Here is a 15,589-nt window from a genome sequence, read left to right on the forward strand (position 1 = left end):
ACCTCGGCCCATGAAGCCCCTTCTGTTCCTGCTGCTCCCTGGCGCAGCCGCCGCCGCGCCGCTCGACTGCCTGATCGAGCCGCGCGCCATCGTCGAGATCGCCGCGGCCGACGAAGGGCGGATCGAGGAGGTGCTCGTCGCGCGGGGCGACAGGGTCGCGGAGGGCGACGTTCTGGTGCGGCTCGACGACGAGATGCAGCGTCTGCAGCTCGCCACCGTCCGGAGCCGCGCGGAGTCCGACCTCGAGGTCCGCGCCGGCGAGACCCGGCTCGAGCTGCGCGAGACGGAGCTCGCCCGCGCCACCCAGCTCGCCGCGCGCAATGCCGGCGCGGCGACGGCCGTGGACGAGGCGCGCATCGAGGTGGCGCTGACGGAGATCGCCATCGAGGAGGCCCGGCTGGCCCGGACCCTTGCCGGGATCGAGGCGGAGCAGGCGGAGGCCCTGCTCGAGCGGCGGGTGGTGCGCAGCCCCTCCGACGGCATCGTCGTCGCCGTCGAGGCGGCGCGGGGCGAGTATGCCGGCCAGCAGGCGATCCTCGTGACGCTGGCGCAGATCGACCCGCTGCACGTGGAAGTCTTCGCGCCGCCGCAATATTTCAACCGGCTCTCGCTCGGCGACAGTTACATGGTGCGCCAGACCACCCCGCTCGAGGGCGCGTACATGGCGACGGTTTCGGTGGTCGATCAGATCTTCGACGCCGCCTCCAACACCTTCGGCGTGCGGCTCGACCTGCCCAACCCCGACGGCACCATCCCCGCCGGCACCCGCTGCACCGTCGACTTCGACCTGCCCGAGTGAACCGCGCTGGCCGGGCTGAAGCCCGGCCTACGGGCGGTGTCACTGTGTCTGGTAGGCGGCGACGGTGTCGGGGGTGACGAGCTGGGGCGGGATCAGGATAACCCGTTCGACGGGATCGCCCGCCGAGAGGTTGAGCGCCGCGGCGAGGGCGGCGGCCCCCTGCCCGGCCGCGTCCTCGATGACGGTGACGTCGAGATCGCCCTTGGCCACCGCCTCCAGCGCAGCCGGCGTGCCGTCGATGCCGCCGACGATGATGTCCTGCATCGACCACTCCGCCGCCTTCATCGCATCGATCGCGCCCAGCGCCATCTCGTCGTCGTTGGCGACGACCGCGTCGAAGGGCTCGCCTGTCGAGAGCCACGCGGTCATCAGGCCGTCGGCCTCGGCGCGGCTCCAGCCGGCGCTCTGCTCGGCGACGATCCCGAGCATGACGTCGCACGCGCCGTTGCCCAACACGTCGTGGATGTCCTGCGTGCGCACCGCGGCCTCGCCGGAGGGCGCGCCCGTCATCACGTAGATAGGGGCCGGATCGGTGCCCTGCGCGCCGAGCAGGCGGCAGACCTCCGCGATCTCCAGCAGGCCGGCCCCACCCGGGTCGGAGCCGACGTAGGACTGGCTGTCCGGCAGCTGGCCGACATTGCCCGGCTCGCGGTTGACGAAGACGAGCGGCACGCCGGCGGCCTGCGCGACTTCGGTCATGGCCGCCGCGGCGGCAGGCTCGACGATCTGGACGATGACGGCGTCGACGCCGGCGGCGAGGAAGCCGTTGACCTGGTCGAGCTGCGTCGCGGAATCGTTCGCGGCGTTCTCGACGACAAGATCGACGCTCATCAACTGGCCGGCCTGCGCGACCATGCTTTCGCGCAGCATGGTCGGGATGGTGCCGTCGAACTGGGCCATCGACGCGCCGATGGTCTCGGCGCAGGCGGCGCCGCCGGTCACTATCGCGACTGCGGCCACGGAAATCAGCGATCTATGCATGTCGTGCTCCTCGGGGGATCGGCTGTTCAAAATGTGTCGCGATATCGTGGCAGGTCTATGGCGACGAAGGCGCGGCAGACACCTTTGGCGCGACCCGACGCTCTCGAGGACACGCCGGTTCCAATCGTCCGGGGAAACGCTAACCGCTTGATCTTCAAAGGTCTGCAGCCGTTGCCCACCGCGCCCGGCCGGTGCTACCTTGAGGCGAACAGCACCCGGGACCCAGATGTCAGACTCCGTCAACGCGTCGGCCCGCCCTGCCCTTGCGGGCGAGCAATTGAGCGATGCGGAGCGCATTGTTGCGCTCGAGGCGGAGGTCGTCGCGCTCCGGCAGGCCCAGACGCGGCTGAATCGCGCGCTCGAGGCCGCGGAGATCGGCATCTGGGAACTCGAGATCGACCCCGACCGAGCGTGGCGCTCGTCGCAGCACGACAAGGTCTTCGGCTATCCCGAGCTGCTCGACGAGTGGAGCTTCGACCGCTTCCTGTCGCACGTGATCGAGGAAGACCGCGCCTTCGTGCGGGAGAGCTTCAAGTCCCGGGTCGAGGCGGGGCTGCCGTGGGACTTCCAGTGCCGCATCCGGCGCGCCGACGGGCAGATCCGCTGGATCGCGGCGGAGGGCGCGCCGACGCTCGACGGCGACGGCAAGGTGCTGCGGCTGCACGGGGTCGTCGCCGACATCACCCGCGCGAAGGAGGCCGACCAGCGCCTCGCGTCGGCGCAGCGGATGGAGGCGCTCGGTCAGATGGCGGGGAGCCTCGCGCACGACTTCTCCAACATCATCGGCATCATCCGCCTCTCCGCCGAGGTCGCCGGGCTGGCGAAGGACCCGGAGGATGTGCGCGCCCGGCTCAACGCGATCCTCGAGGCCGCCGACCGGGGCAGCGCCCTGACCGCGCGCACCCTCGCCTTCGCCCGGCAGGAGCCGGGCCTCAGCCAGGCGACGCGGCTGCGCGAGCTCGTGGACAATCTCGTCCAGCTGCCCGCGAGCCGCGCCGGCGAGGTCATCGACTACGTCGTCGACATCGATCCGCAGGTCTGCGTCGAGTGCGATCCCGGCCAGCTCGAGAACGCGCTGTTCAACCTCGTGCTCAACGCCCGCGACGCCTTCGCCCGCTCGGGAACGGGCAGCCGCATCACCATCTCGACCGCACCGGGCCCGCGCGAGGGGATGGTGGAGATCGTGGTGCGCGACGACGGCCCCGGCATGAGCGACGACGTCCTCGAGCGGGCGGCCGATCCGTTCTTCACCACCAAGCGCGACGCCGGGGGCACCGGGCTCGGCCTCAGCAGCGTCGCCGCCTTCGCCGCCGCGGCGGGAGGTGCGCTGATCCTGAGCTCGCGGCCCGGCGAGGGCACGGTGGCGCGTTTCTCCCTGCCCGAGGCCCACGCGCAGCGGCGCCCCGCGACGCAGGACGACGCGCCGCCGGCCGCCGAACCCGTCGATCTGCGGATCCTGGTGGTGGAGGACGAGGAGAAGCTCGGGGAGGCGCTCGACATCGCGCTGAGCGGCATGGGCCATCGGGTGCGCGTCGTCTCCGACGGCCCGGCGGCGCTCGCGGCGCTCGGCACCGAGACGTTCGACGTGCTGCTGACCGACATCCTGCTGGCGAACGGTCCCAACGGCTTCGAGGTCGCGTCGGCGGCGCGGGAACGGCAGCTGGGCATTCCGGTGATCTACATGAGCGGCTACGCCGACCACTCCCACCACCCCGACGCCCCCGCGGGGCCGTTCCTGCGCAAGCCCATCGGGCGCGAGCACCTGCGCCGGGCGCTCGCCGAACTGGCCGCCGCGCACGAGGCCGAGCTGCGGTCCCGCTCCGCCTAACACCGTCCCGGCTTGGAATCTCGCGGGCAATGCGTATGTCTCGCAGCGAACATGCGCCCGAAGGAGCCCCATGACCGACCTCACCCCCCGCGAAATCGTCTCGGAGCTGGACCGTTTCATCATCGGCCAGAAGGACGCCAAGCGCGCCGTCGCCGTTGCGCTGCGCAACCGCTGGCGGCGCAAGCAGCTCGGCCCGGACCTGCGCGACGAGGTATATCCGAAGAATATCCTGATGATCGGCCCCACCGGCGTCGGCAAGACCGAGATCAGCCGCCGCCTCGCCAAGCTGGCACGGGCGCCGTTCATCAAGATCGAGGCGACCAAGTTCACCGAGGTCGGCTATGTCGGCCGTGACGTGGAGCAGATCGTGCGCGATCTCGTCGACACCGCGATCATCGACACCCGAGAGCACATGCGCGAGGACGTGAAGTCGCGCGCCCATGCCGCCGCCGAGGAGCGCGTCATCGCCGCCGTCGCCGGCGAGGGCGCGCGCGAGGGCACGAAGGAGATGTTCCGCAAGAAGCTGAAGGCCGGCGACCTCGACGACACGATGATCGAGCTCGAGGTGGCCGACACGTCGAACCCCTTCGGCATGGAGATCCCGGGCCAGCCCGGCATGATGCCGGGGATGAACCTCGGCGACATGTTCGGCAAGGCGTTCGGGCAGCGCACGGTGAAGAAGCGGATGACGGTCGCCGAGAGCTACGAGACGCTGATCGCCGACGAGGCCGACAAGCTGCTCGACGACGAGATCGTCAAGAAGGCCGCGCTCGAGGCGGTGGAGCAGAACGGCATCGTCTTCCTCGACGAGATCGACAAGGTCTGCCGCAACTCCGACGCCCGCGGCGCCGACGTCTCCCGCGAGGGCGTGCAGCGCGACCTGCTGCCGCTGATCGAGGGCACCACGGTGTCGACCAAGCACGGCCCGGTGAAGACCGACCACATCCTGTTCATCGCCTCGGGCGCCTTCCACATCGCCAAGCCCTCCGACCTGCTGCCCGAGCTGCAGGGCCGCCTGCCGATCCGGGTCAACCTGCGGGCGCTGACCGAAGGCGACTTCGTGCGCATCCTGACCGAGACCGACAACGCCCTGACCCGCCAGTACGAGGCGCTGATGGCGACGGAGACGGTGGCGGTGAGCTTCACCGACGAGGGGATCGCGGCGCTGGCCAAGATCGCGGCGGACGTCAACGAGAGCGTCGAGAACATCGGCGCGCGCAGGCTCTACACCGTCATGGAGCGGGTCTTCGAGGAGCTGTCCTTCACCGCGCCCGACCGGGGCGGCGAGACGGTGACGGTCGATGCGGCCTTCGTCGAGGAACACCTGGGCGAGCTGACGCGCTCCACCGACCTGAGCCGATACGTCTTATAAGCGTCCGGGGGCTTCCCTTTCCCGCCGAACAGGCAGAGGAAGCCCCCATGCCATTGTTCAAATTCGTTCGTGAGAACGCGGCATTCCTGCTTGCGGGCATGCTCGTTGCGTTCACCTCGTCCTACGGACAGACCTTCTTCATCTCGATCTTCGCGGGGGAGATCCGGGCCGAGTTCGGCCTGAGCCACGGCCGCTGGGGGCTGATCTACACGCTCGGCACGACGCTGTCGGCGGTGACGATGATCTGGGCCGGGATGCTCACAGACCTGTTCCGGGTCCGCCAGCTCGGCCTCGTGATCTTCCCGATCCTCGCGCTCGCCTGCCTGTCGATGGCGACGGTGCCGGGGGCGGTGCTGCTGATCTTCGTGATCTACCTGCTGCGGCTGATGGGGCAGGGGATGATGAGCCACCTCGCGGCCGTGGCCATGGCACGCTGGTTCGTGCGGCGGCGCGGAACGGCGCTGTCGATCTCGTCGATGGGCTTCGCGCTCGGGCAGGCGATCCTGCCGATCATCTTCGTCGCGCTGCTCGCGGTCTGGGACTGGCGGACGCTCTGGCTCGTCGCGGCCGGCCTGGTGCTGCTGGCGCTCCCGGTGGTGCACCGGCTGCTGCGGCTGGAACGGACCCCGCAGGCGATCGCCAAGGAAAGCGAGGCCTCGGGCATGGACGGGCGGCACTGGCGGCGCAGCGAGGTGCTTCGGCACCCGCTGTTCTGGCTGATGGTCCCGGCGCTAATGGGGCCGCCGACATGGGGCACGGCGCTGTTCTTCCAGCAGGTCCACCTGGCAGAGGTGAAGGGCTGGTCTCTGGCGGCTTGGGTGTCGCTGATGCCGCTCTTCACCGTGACGCTGATCGCGGCCAACTTCGCCTCCGGCCTCGCCGTCGACCGCTTCGGCACGACGCGCATGGCGCGGCTGTTCATGCTGCCCTTCGCGCTGGCCTTCCTCGTGCTCGGCCTCTCCGGCTCGCTCTGGAGCGCGGCGCTGGGGCTGATGATCTTCGCGACGGGGCAGGGGATGCAGGCGACGGTGCCGCCGGCCTTCTGGGCGGAATACTTCGGCACCCGCCACCTCGGCTCGATCAAGGCGGTGGCGTCGGCGATCATGGTGTTCGGCTCGGCCGTCGGTCCGGGGGTGTCGGGCGTGCTGATCGACGCCGGCTACGACTTCGACCGGCAGATGCTGTTCATCGTCGGCTACTTCCTGTTCGCCGCCGCGCTCGCCTGGATCGGGCTCGGCCGGGCGCGCAGCGCGCTACCGGCGGCGGCGTAGGTAGACGTAGAACGCGCCGTGGCCGCCGTGGCTGACATGGGCCTCGGCGATGTCGAGCACCAGCGGCGCGAGCGGCTGCATCCGCAGCCATTGCGGCACCTGGTGGCGCAAGACGCCGGTGCGGGTGGGGATCGGGCCGCCGCGGTCACGCGGCTTGCCCTTGCCGGTGATGACCAGCACCAGCCGCTTGCCCGCCGCGTGGGCGCGCAGGATGAAGTCGAGCAGCTCCGGGTGCGCTTCCGACAGCGTCATCCCGTGCAGGTCGAGCCGGCCCTCGGGGCGCATCTTGCCGCGCTTGAGCCGGGTGTGGGTCTTGCGGTCCATCGCGGGCGGCGTCGCCGCGAGGCGCTGGGACAGGCCGGCGACGAGGTCGTGGTCGCGGCTGTGATCGACCTTCGCCCCCACCTCGAAGCGCGGCAGCGGGTCGGGGGCCGAAGGCGCTTCGGGCCGCGTCAGAGCCGGTTTCGGGGGCGGCGCGGGGCGCGGGGCGGCCTTGCGCAGCGGGTCGGCGGTCTTCTTGACCCGCTCCCACAAGGCCTCCTCCTCGGGCGAGATCCGGCGCCGCCGGCTCACTCGACCGTCTCGGGCAGCATCGCGTAGGCGCGCTGGATCGGCAGCAGCACGACCATCCGCCCGCCGTCACGCACCTGCCCCGCGCGTCGCCCCGCCTCGCTGCCGGCCCCGAAGAAGACATCGGCCCGCTGCGCGCCCTTGATCGCCGAGCCGGTATCCTGCGCGACCATGAGCCGGTTCATCGGCTCCTCGCCCTGCTTCTCGATCCAGACGGGCGCGCCGAGCGGGTAGATCGACGGATCGACGGCGATGGTGCGCAGCGGCGTGATCGAGCGATTCATCGCGCCGAGCGGCCCGAGATGGCCGGGCACGTGGCTGACCTCGCGGAAGAACACGTAGCTCTCGTTGGCCCAGAGCAGCTCGCGCCCCATGGCCGGGTTCTCGCGCACGTAGTCGCGGATGACCTGCGCCGAGACCTCGTGCTGCTCGAAGACGCCGCGCGCGACGAGCTCCATGCCGATGGAGGTGTAGGGCCGCTTGTTGGCGCCGCCATAGCCGACGCGGACGACGTCGCCGTTGGTGAGGCGGATGCGGCCCGAGCCCTGCAGCTGCAGGAAGAACAGCTCGACAGGATCGTCGACCCAGACGATCTCGAGACCGCGGTCGGCGAGCACCCCCGTCTCCTCGATCTCGCGCCGCGACAGCCACGGATCCTCGCCCACCTCGGGGGGCATCTCGTAGAGCGGGTAGCGGAACCGGGCGCTGCGGTAGCGCGAGCCGCGCAGTTCGGGCTCGAAGTAGCCGGTGAAGAGCATCTCCTCGTCGTCCTCGATCAGGACCGGCGTGAAAAACAGCTCGAAGAAGGCGCGGGCGTCGGGAGTGTCGCTGGCGAGGGCGCAGAGGGTGTCCCAGTCGAGGACGCGGAAATCCATGCAGGTGTTGCGGAAGACGTCGAGCGCGGCGGCATGATCGTCCTCCGCCCAGCCTGCGAGATCTTCATACTCGAGGATCGTGTAGCTCGGCCCCGCCTGCGCGGAGCCGGCGAGCGCGAGCGCGGCGACGGCCCCGAGGGTTCGCCTCATTCCCCGGTCGCGACGAGGATCCAGTTGGGATCGTTCGCTCCCATGGTGCGCGCAAAGGTCCAGACGTCACGCTGGCGCTTGATCTCGGTCGGGCTGCCCTCGACGATGTCGCCGCCGGCGTCGCGAACGACGGAGGTGATCTCGCCGGTGAAGCGCACGGTGAGCTCGGCCTCGCGGGTGGTCTCGTCGAACTCGGCGTCCTTCAGGGTGATCTCCGAGAGGCCGACGAACGTCGCCTCCACGTGAAGCCCGCGCTCGCGGCGCTCCTCAATCACCTGCGAGAAGGCCTCGTAGACCTCGGGGCCGAGGAAGTCCTTCACCTCGGAGAGGTCGCCGTTCTCGAAGGCCATGAGGATCATCTCGTAGGCCCCGCGCGCGCCGCCGAGGAAGTCGCCGACGCCGAACGCGGGCTCGGCGCGCTTCATCCGCGCGAGCGCGTCGGCGGCATCGCTGCCGGCGTCGACATGGTCGACGATGTCGCGGTCGGGCCCGCCCTCGATCACCTCGAGGTCCGGCCGCCGCCGCAGGGCGCTGCGGTCGCTCTCCGTGACCGGCGGCTTCTCGAAGCCTTCCCGGGTCCCGAGCACGCTGCGCAGGCGCAGGATGAGGAACACGGCGATCCCCGCGAGGACGAGGAGCTGGATGATCGGAGAGTTCATATAAAGGCCTCGCTTCGGGGCGGACTTCGGTGGCAGGATCGGATCGCAGTCCTTATCTAGGGATTGCACCGGGGCCTGTCCACACGAGCAGGCCGCTCCCGGCTGCGCTGACGAAGAAATGAGGTCGCCCATGTGGCTGTTGATCGCCTTCATCGCCGTTCCGCTGATCGAGATCGCGCTGTTCATCCAGGTCGGCGGGTGGATCGGCCTCGGGCCGACGCTCGTCATCGTCGTGGTGACGGCGATCCTCGGCACGTGGCTGGTGCGCAGCCAGGGGGCCGCGGAGCTGGGGCGGTTGAAGCGCTCGCTCAACGAGCTCAACGACCCGACGGAGCCGCTGGCGCACGGCGCGATGATCCTGTTTTCCGGCGCGCTGCTGCTGACGCCCGGCTTCTTCACCGACGCCATCGGCTTCCTGCTGCTGGTCCCCGGCTTCCGGCGGCGGGTGATGGCGCAGGTGCGGGCGCGGATGTCGGCGCACGCCTCCTTCACCTACGGCCAGCGCGGCGCGGATCCGTTCGCGCAGGGCCCGGGCGGGCCGCGCCGGCCGAGCGACCGTGTGATCGACGCCGACTACGAAGAGGTCACGCCGCCGCGCAAGCCGTCCGAGGGTCCGTCGGGCTGGACGCGTCACTGAGCCGTTGAGACGGGCGGCGGGGCCTGCTACCAACGCGCGAGCCAATTTTCCCGGAGAGCAGAATGTCCGACGAGACGACCAACGGCGCCGCCGACCAGGCCCCCACCGACCAGACCAACGACCAGGCGAACGGCGAGCAGGCCAACGCGGCGCAGCAGCAGCAACAGCCGCAGATCAGCCAGCGCGTGCTCGGCCAGTTCGTGCGCGACCTGTCGTTTGAGAACATCATGGTCCAGAAGGGCGTCACCGGCGAAGTGCAGCCCGAGATCCAGGTGCAGGTGAACCTCGACGCCAAGAAGCGTCAGGCGGAGAACCAGTACGAGGTCATCACCAAGCTCAAGGTTACCTCGAAGACCAAGGAGAAGGGCGACCCGCTGTTCCTGCTCGAGCTGGAATATGCCGGGATCTTCCAGGTCGAGGGCGTGCCGGAGCAGCAGCTTCACCCCTACCTGCTGATCGAGTGCCCGCGCGTGACCTTCCCGTTCGTGCGCCGCATCGTCAGCGATGTGACCCGCGACGGCGGCTTCCCGCCGCTGAACCTCGAGATGATCGACTTCATGAAGCTCTACCGGCAGGAAGTCGCCCGCCGGGTGCAGGCGCAGCAGCAGGCCGCGCCGCAGAACTGAGCCCTAGCCGGCGAGGCGGGCCCAGAGGCTGGCTTCGCCGAGTTTCTCGATGAACGCCTGATGCGCGGCCGCCTCGGCGGCCGTGATCCGCGGCGGCAGCGGCTCGGGGCGCGGACGCGGACGCCAGTCGTCCTGCCCGGCCTCGCCGCCACCCACCTGCGACACCGACAGCGCGAAGTCCGGCTGCCGGCCCCCGATCAGCTCCAGATAGACCTCGGCCAGGATCTCGCTGTCGAGCAGCGCGCCGTGGTAGGTCCGCGCGGAATTGTCGATCCCGAACCGGCGGCAAAGCGCGTCGAGCGAGACCGGGGAGCCCGGGAACTTGCTGCGCGCCATGGCGACGGTATCGAGCGCCTGACTGTCCGGCAGGCGGGGCAGGTTGGCCCAGCCGAGCTCGGCGTTGAGGAATTTCATGTCGAAGCTGGCATTGTGGATCACCAGCCGGGCGTCGCCGACGAAGTCGAGGAAGGCGCGGCCGATCCTGGCGAAGACCGGCTTGTCGGCGAGGAACTCGTCGCCGAGCCCGTGCACCTCGAACGCCTCGCGCGGCATCGCCCGCTGAGGGTTGATGTACTGGTGGTAGGTGCGCCCCGTCGGCATGTGGTTGTCGAGTTCGACCGCGCCGATCTCGACAATGCGGTCGCCGTCCTCGGGATCGAAGCCGGTGGTCTCGGTGTCGAGCACGATCTCACGCACGGGCGATCCTCTCTCTCAATTCGGCGATCAACGCTACCACTTGTGCCTTCGCGCCTTCCAGCGTCAAGGTCTCGATGATGTGGTCGGCACGGCGGCGCTTCTCCGCGTCGGGCATCTGGCGTGCGAGGATGGCCTGAAAGTGAGCCTCGGTCATGTCGGGGCGCGCGAGGACGCGCTGCTTCTGGACCTCGAGCGGCACGGTGACGACGGCAACGCTGTCCATCGTCGCGTCCGCGCCCGTCTCGTAGAGCAGGGGGATGTCGCAGACGCTGATTTGCGTCTCTGTTTCGGCCAGAAAGCGGTTGCGGTCCGCGAGGACGAGGGGGTGCACGAGCGCTTCGATCTCCGCGAGGACCGTCGCATCCTGCGCGATCAGCTCCTTGAGCGCCTCGCGGGAGACGGCATCGTCTCGTATGGCGGCGGGGAATGCGGTGGCGATGGGGCCAACCGCCGCGCCGCCTCGGGCGTAGAGGCGGTGCACGGCGGTGTCGGCGTCCCAGACCGGCAGGCCCTCGTCGCGGAACATCGCGGCGGTGGTGGACTTGCCCATGCCGATGGACCCGGTGAGCCCGAGCGCCCAGCCCTTGCGCTTGCTCATGGCTGGATCACGCGGCGCAGCTCGTCGTCGACCTCGGGGCGCACACCGAAGAACCGCTCGAAGGCGGGCACGGCCTGGTGAAGCAGCATCCCGAGCCCGTCGACGGCGATGCAGCCCGCCGCCTCGGCGGTTTCGAGTAGGCGCGTGCGCAGGGGGGTGTAGACGAGATCGGAGACGACGGCGCCCGGCTGCAGGCCGTCGAGCGGGATGCGGAACTCGCCGGCGCCGACCATGCCGAGGGACGTGGTGTTGACCACCGTCGTCGCCTCTTCGAGCATGTTGCCCGCCTGCACCCAGTCGACCACCTGCACCCGCGCGCCGAATTCGGCCCGCAGCGCCTCGGCCTTGGGGCGGGTGCGGTTGGTCAGCAGGATGCGCGGCACCTGCGCGTCGAGCAGCGACGCGATGACCGCCCGCGCCGCGCCGCCCGCGCCAAGCACGGCGGCAGGGCCGGCGGCGGGCGACCAGGAGGGGGCGGCGTGGCGGATGTTCTCGAGGAACCCGTAGCCATCGGTGTTGTCGGCGTGGATGCGCCCGTCGGCCCCGAAGCTGAGCGTGTTGGCCGCGCCGATGAGCGTGGCGCGGTCGGACACTTGGTCGGCCAGCTCGAGCGCGGCGACCTTGTGGGGGATGGTGACGTTGACGCCGACGAAGCCGGCCTTCGGCAGCGCGCGCAGCACCGTCTCGAGGTTCTGCTCGTGAACGTCCATCGGGACGTAATCGCCCGGCAGACCATGGCGACGGAGCCAGTACTTGTGCAGGCGGGGGCTCTTGGAGTGCGCGATCGGGTGACCCAGCACGCCGGCAAGGGGGATCTTGGCCTCAGTCATGACGGCAATGTCCCGCGAAGGATGAGGTAAGACAAGAGCTCGAGCAGGGGCAGGCCGAGGACGTTGAAGTTGTCGCCGTCGATGCGGGTGAAGAGCCGCGCGCCTTCCTCCTCGAGCTTGTAGGCGCCGACGGCATGACGGACGCTCGTCCAGTTCCGCGCGACGTAGTCCTCTATATAGGCGTCGCTCAGGGGGCGCATCATCAGCCGCACCGTCCCGACATGGCGCCAGACCGGGCGGCCGTCCTCGCAGATGACGGCGGCGGAATGGAGCTGGTGGCGGTCGTTGGAAAGAGTCCGGAGCTGGTCCTCGGCTTCGCCCGGGCTTTCCGGCTTGGAGAACAGGGTGCCGCGATGATCGAGCACCTGGTCGGCGCCGATCACGAGGCGGCCGGGCTCGCGGGCGGAGACTTTCGCGGCCTTCAGCTCGGCCAGCGCGTCGGCGATGTCACGGGGGCGGGTGCCTTCGGCGAGAAGCGAATCGCGCAGGCTCGCCTCGTCGACCCGGGCGGGCTGAACATCGATCTCGAGGCCCGCATTGCGCAGCAGGGTGGCGCGGATTTCGGACCCGGAGGCGAGAATGAGCCGGTCGGACATGGTGATGACCCTGTGGATGACTTGCGGGAGAGCTGTGGCCGGGCTGTGCGCCTTCTGCCCTCCGGAGCGGATCTGCACAAGTGTCGCGCCGGCCGGGGAGACGGTCCAAGAGGTTCTCCCCGTGGAGGAGGGACAAGTCGGGGGTGTGGAGAGATTGCGACCGGGGGTGGAGTCAAGGGAGCGGGAGAGGAAATTGCGACGGCTCTTTCTCGTGTAAGATACTGTTTTGCTGCAATTTTACAGATCACCCTGCTGCGGATGGATGGCTCTGGCCGCTGTGGACAGGCCTGAGGAGAATCTCGGAGTGGACACTTGTCCAGATCTCCTACCTACAACTACTTCCTTTCTTCTTATTCTTGATTGGGAAAAGGACCCTCCGGTCGCGCGGCTGGATCCCGGCCTCCGGCGCCGGAATTGACAGGTGGGGCGAAACTGCCTAACTGGGAGCCAAGGCCCGTCCGGGCCAGGAACTTCCCATTGAGAAAGAGAGTGCGGCCCGTTCATGACGGGGTGCTTCTGCGAATTGACATGTCCCAAGACCGACTGAACCTCGCCGACCTGAAGGCGCAGAGCCCGAAGGATCTTCTCTCGCTCGCCGAGGAGCTGGAGATCGAGAACGCCTCGACGATGCGCAAGGGCGACATGATGTTCGCCATCCTCAAGGAGCGGGCCGAGGACGACTGGGTGATCGGCGGCGACGGCGTGCTCGAGGTGCTGCAGGACGGCTTCGGCTTCCTGCGCTCACCCGAGGCGAACTACCTGCCGGGGCCGGACGACATCTATGTCAGCCCCGACATGATCCGGCAGTACTCGCTGCGCACCGGCGACACGGTCGAGGGAGTGATCCAGGAGCCGAACGACAACGAGCGGTACTTCGCGCTCGTGTCGGTGGAAGCGATCAACTTCGAAGAGCCGGAGAAGGCGCGCCACAAGGTGGCGTTCGACAACCTGACACCGCTCTACCCGGACGAGCGGCTGAAGATGGAGATCGAGACCGAGGTGACGAAGGACCGCTCGGCGCGGATCATCGACCTCGTGTCTCCCATCGGCAAGGGCCAGCGCTCGCTCATCGTCGCGCCGCCGCGGACGGGCAAGACCGTGCTGCTGCAGAACATCGCGCACTCGATCGAGAAGAACCACCCGGAGTGCTACCTGATCGTGCTGCTCATCGACGAGCGGCCGGAGGAAGTGACGGACATGCAGCGGTCGGTGAAGGGGGAGGTCGTGTCCTCGACCTTCGACGAGCCGGCGTCGCGGCACGTGGCGGTGTCCGAGATGGTTATCGAGAAGGCGAAGCGGCTCGTGGAGCACAAGCGGGACGTGGTGATCCTGCTCGACTCGATCACGCGCCTCGGCCGGGCCTTCAACACGACGGTGCCATCGTCGGGCAAGGTGCTGACGGGTGGTGTGGACGCGAACGCGCTGCAGCGGCCGAAGCGCTTCTTCGGTGCCGCGCGCAACATCGAGGAGGGCGGGTCGCTGACGATCATCGCGACCGCGCTGATCGATACCGGCTCGCGGATGGACGAAGTGATCTTCGAGGAATTCAAGGGCACCGGTAACTCCGAGATCGTGCTCGACCGGAAGGTCGCCGACAAGCGGGTCTTCCCGGCGATGGACATCCTGAAGTCCGGCACGCGGAAGGAAGAGCTTCTGACGGACAAGGTCGACCTGCAGAAGACCTACGTGCTGCGGCGGATCCTGAACCCGATGGGCACCACCGACGCCATCGAGTTCCTGATCTCGAAGCTCAAGCAGACCAAGTCGAACGCCGAGTTCTTCGAGTCGATGAACACCTGACGGGGCGCGGCTGCGGCCGCGGGTTCTGGTATGGACACCATCTTCGCACTGGCGAGCGCGCGCGGCCGCGCCGGCGTCGCTGTCGTGCGCCTGTCCGGGCCGCAGGCGCGGGCGGCGGTCGAGCGGCTCGCGGGGCCGCTGCCGGAGGATGGGCGGACGCTGCGCAAGTTGCGCGACGGTGCGGACGAGCTCGACGAGGCGCTGGTGCTGGTCTTCCCGGAAGGGCGGAGCTTTACGGGTGAGGAGGTCGTGGAGCTGCATCTGCACGGCAGCCTCGCCGTCATCTCAGCCGTGCTGCAGCGGCTGGGGCAGGATCGGCGGCTGCGGATGGCGGCGGCGGGAGAGTTCACCAACCGTGCCTTCGTGAATGGACGGCTCGACCTGGCGCAGGTCGAGGGGCTTGCGGACTTGATCGACGCGGAAACGGAGGTCCAGCGCAAGCAGGCCGTGCGGGCGCTCGACGGGGCGCTCGGGCGGAAGGCGGAGCTTTGGCGGGCGCAGCTGATCCGGGCGGTAGCACTGGTGGAAGCGACCATCGATTTCGCCGACGAGGATGTGCCGGAGGATGTGAGCGCCGAGGTTGCCGAACTAGTGGAGGGGGTGCGGACTGACTTGGCTTCGGAGGCGCGTGGCGTCGGAATTGCGGAGCGTGTGCGAGCTGGCTTCGAGGTGGCCATCCTGGGAGCGCCCAATGTCGGTAAGTCGACCTTGTTGAACGCGCTGGCGGGGCGGGAGGCGGCGATTACCTCCGAGGTGGCGGGGACGACGCGGGATGTCATCGAGGTCCGGATGGAGTTGGCGGGCCTGCCGGTAACCGTTCTCGATACGGCGGGGCTTCGGGAGGCGACGGACCAAGTCGAGCGCATCGGCGTCGAGCGCGCACTGGCACGGGCGGAGCAGGCGGATTTGCGGGTTCATCTGGTCGATGGGGGGCAGAGCCCGGCGAATGTTCGTGCGGACGATATCGTTGTGCAGGCAAAGGCCGACCTGCGAGGGGAGGGGGTCTCCGGCCTCACCGGCGCGGGTGTGGATAAGCTGGTGGCGGAACTCGGCCAGCGGCTGTCGGCCCGGGTGCCGGACGGCGCCGTAGCGGTGCGAGAGCGGCACAGGTTGGCGATGGAGCGGGCCGCCGAGGGGCTGGCGTCGGTGGTTCGGCAGATCACGTTGCTGGAAGAAATGCCGGACCTCTTGGCGGAAGAGCTCCGGGGTGCTATCCGGGCGATTGACTCGCTGGTGGGCCGAGTGGACGTGGAGCAAGTCCTCGGCGAAATCTTCTCCAGCTTTTGCATCGGAAAGTGAGG

At 69.2% G+C, this 15,589-nt stretch carries 16 protein-coding genes; 8 read left to right on the top strand and 8 right to left on the bottom strand.

Going from position 1 to position 15,589, the window contains the following annotated elements:
• The first annotated feature begins 10 nt into the window (after nt 1-10).
• Nucleotides 11-799: an efflux RND transporter periplasmic adaptor subunit gene (locus OG2516_RS11105; protein ID WP_007255765.1), complete on the top strand. Its 789-nt coding sequence runs from the start codon at nt 11-13 to the stop codon at nt 797-799.
• 39 nt (nt 800-838) lie between these two features.
• Here the strand turns inward: OG2516_RS11105 and OG2516_RS11110 are convergent, their stop codons facing one another.
• Nucleotides 839-1,780: a substrate-binding domain-containing protein gene (locus OG2516_RS11110; RefSeq protein ID WP_040615141.1), complete on the bottom strand. Its 942-nt coding sequence runs from the start codon at nt 1,778-1,780 to the stop codon at nt 839-841.
• A 226-nt stretch (nt 1,781-2,006) separates the two neighbouring features.
• Here OG2516_RS11110 and OG2516_RS11115 point away from each other — a divergent pair, with 226 nt between their 5' ends.
• The 3 genes from OG2516_RS11115 (at nt 2,007) to OG2516_RS11125 (ending at nt 6,251) form a co-directional block, all read left to right on the top strand.
• Nucleotides 2,007-3,608 carry an ATP-binding protein gene (locus tag OG2516_RS11115; RefSeq protein WP_083788521.1) on the top strand — a complete coding sequence of 534 codons (1,602 nt, stop codon included), beginning with the start codon at nt 2,007-2,009 and terminating at the stop codon, nt 3,606-3,608.
• A 70-nt stretch (nt 3,609-3,678) separates the two neighbouring features.
• Nucleotides 3,679-4,980, top strand: coding sequence for an ATP-dependent protease ATPase subunit HslU (gene hslU / locus OG2516_RS11120; RefSeq protein WP_007255768.1), 1,302 nt, complete (start codon nt 3,679-3,681; stop codon nt 4,978-4,980).
• 47 nt (nt 4,981-5,027) lie between these two features.
• A complete protein-coding gene (locus tag OG2516_RS11125) occupies nt 5,028-6,251 on the top strand; it encodes an MFS transporter (RefSeq protein ID WP_040615143.1) in 1,224 nt (407 codons plus the stop codon).
• On the opposite strand, the gene OG2516_RS11130 is transcribed toward OG2516_RS11125, so the two are convergent.
• The 3 genes from OG2516_RS11130 to OG2516_RS11140 are packed head-to-tail and all read right to left on the bottom strand — an operon-like array spanning nt 6,234 to nt 8,505.
• Nucleotides 6,234-6,824 (bottom strand): Smr/MutS family protein, encoded by a 591-nt coding sequence (locus OG2516_RS11130; protein ID WP_007255770.1) that lies wholly within the window; start codon nt 6,822-6,824, stop codon nt 6,234-6,236. The genes OG2516_RS11125 and OG2516_RS11130 overlap by 18 nt on opposite strands.
• Entirely contained in the window at nt 6,821-7,846 is a 1,026-nt protein-coding gene (gene mltA / locus OG2516_RS11135) for a murein transglycosylase A (RefSeq protein WP_007255771.1), read from the bottom strand. Before mltA ends, OG2516_RS11130 begins: the two co-directional genes overlap by 4 nt.
• The gene (locus OG2516_RS11140; protein WP_007255772.1) at nt 7,843-8,505 is read right to left on the bottom strand and encodes a Tim44/TimA family putative adaptor protein; all 663 of its coding nucleotides are present in this window, start codon (nt 8,503-8,505) and stop codon (nt 7,843-7,845) included. Before OG2516_RS11140 ends, mltA begins: the two co-directional genes overlap by 4 nt.
• A 130-nt stretch (nt 8,506-8,635) precedes the next feature.
• On the opposite strand from OG2516_RS11140, the gene OG2516_RS11145 reads away from it, so the two are divergent.
• Together OG2516_RS11145 and secB are read left to right on the top strand one after the other, a co-directional pair.
• Nucleotides 8,636-9,142, top strand: a complete 507-nt coding sequence (locus OG2516_RS11145; RefSeq protein ID WP_007255773.1) for an FxsA family protein — start codon at nt 8,636-8,638, stop codon at nt 9,140-9,142.
• Between the two features lie 62 nt (nt 9,143-9,204).
• Nucleotides 9,205-9,768 (top strand): protein-export chaperone SecB, encoded by a 564-nt coding sequence (gene secB, locus OG2516_RS11150; protein ID WP_007255774.1) that lies wholly within the window; start codon nt 9,205-9,207, stop codon nt 9,766-9,768.
• 3 nt (nt 9,769-9,771) lie between these two features.
• On the opposite strand, the gene dnaQ is transcribed toward secB, so the two are convergent.
• Genes dnaQ through OG2516_RS11170 form a run of 4 tightly spaced genes read right to left on the bottom strand, consistent with a single transcriptional unit; the run spans nt 9,772 to nt 12,488 of the window.
• The gene (gene dnaQ / locus OG2516_RS11155; RefSeq protein ID WP_007255775.1) at nt 9,772-10,464 is read right to left on the bottom strand and encodes a DNA polymerase III subunit epsilon; all 693 of its coding nucleotides are present in this window, start codon (nt 10,462-10,464) and stop codon (nt 9,772-9,774) included.
• Nucleotides 10,457-11,062: a dephospho-CoA kinase gene (gene coaE, locus OG2516_RS11160; RefSeq protein WP_007255776.1), complete on the bottom strand. Its 606-nt coding sequence runs from the start codon at nt 11,060-11,062 to the stop codon at nt 10,457-10,459. The genes dnaQ and coaE overlap by 8 nt, the downstream gene beginning before the upstream one ends.
• Nucleotides 11,059-11,892, bottom strand: a complete 834-nt coding sequence (locus OG2516_RS11165; protein ID WP_007255777.1) for a shikimate dehydrogenase — start codon at nt 11,890-11,892, stop codon at nt 11,059-11,061. Before OG2516_RS11165 ends, coaE begins: the two co-directional genes overlap by 4 nt.
• Nucleotides 11,889-12,488: a Maf family protein gene (locus OG2516_RS11170; RefSeq protein WP_007255778.1), complete on the bottom strand. Its 600-nt coding sequence runs from the start codon at nt 12,486-12,488 to the stop codon at nt 11,889-11,891. Before OG2516_RS11170 ends, OG2516_RS11165 begins: the two co-directional genes overlap by 4 nt.
• A gap of 528 nt (nt 12,489-13,016) precedes the next feature.
• On the opposite strand from OG2516_RS11170, the gene rho reads away from it, so the two are divergent.
• Both rho and mnmE read left to right on the top strand, forming a co-directional pair.
• Complete coding sequence (gene rho, locus OG2516_RS11180) at nt 13,017-14,288, top strand: transcription termination factor Rho (protein ID WP_007255780.1); 1,272 nt, start codon at nt 13,017-13,019, stop codon at nt 14,286-14,288.
• Nucleotides 14,289-14,318: 30 nt separating this feature from the next.
• On the top strand, nt 14,319-15,587 hold the full coding sequence (gene mnmE / locus OG2516_RS11185) for a tRNA uridine-5-carboxymethylaminomethyl(34) synthesis GTPase MnmE (RefSeq protein ID WP_007255781.1): 1,269 nt from the start codon (nt 14,319-14,321) through the stop codon (nt 15,585-15,587).
• Nucleotides 15,588-15,589: the final 2 nt, after the last annotated feature.

Origin of the sequence: Oceanicola granulosus HTCC2516 (genome assembly GCF_000153305.1) — a bacterium.
Lineage (GTDB): Bacteria > Pseudomonadota > Alphaproteobacteria > Rhodobacterales > Rhodobacteraceae > Oceanicola > Oceanicola granulosus.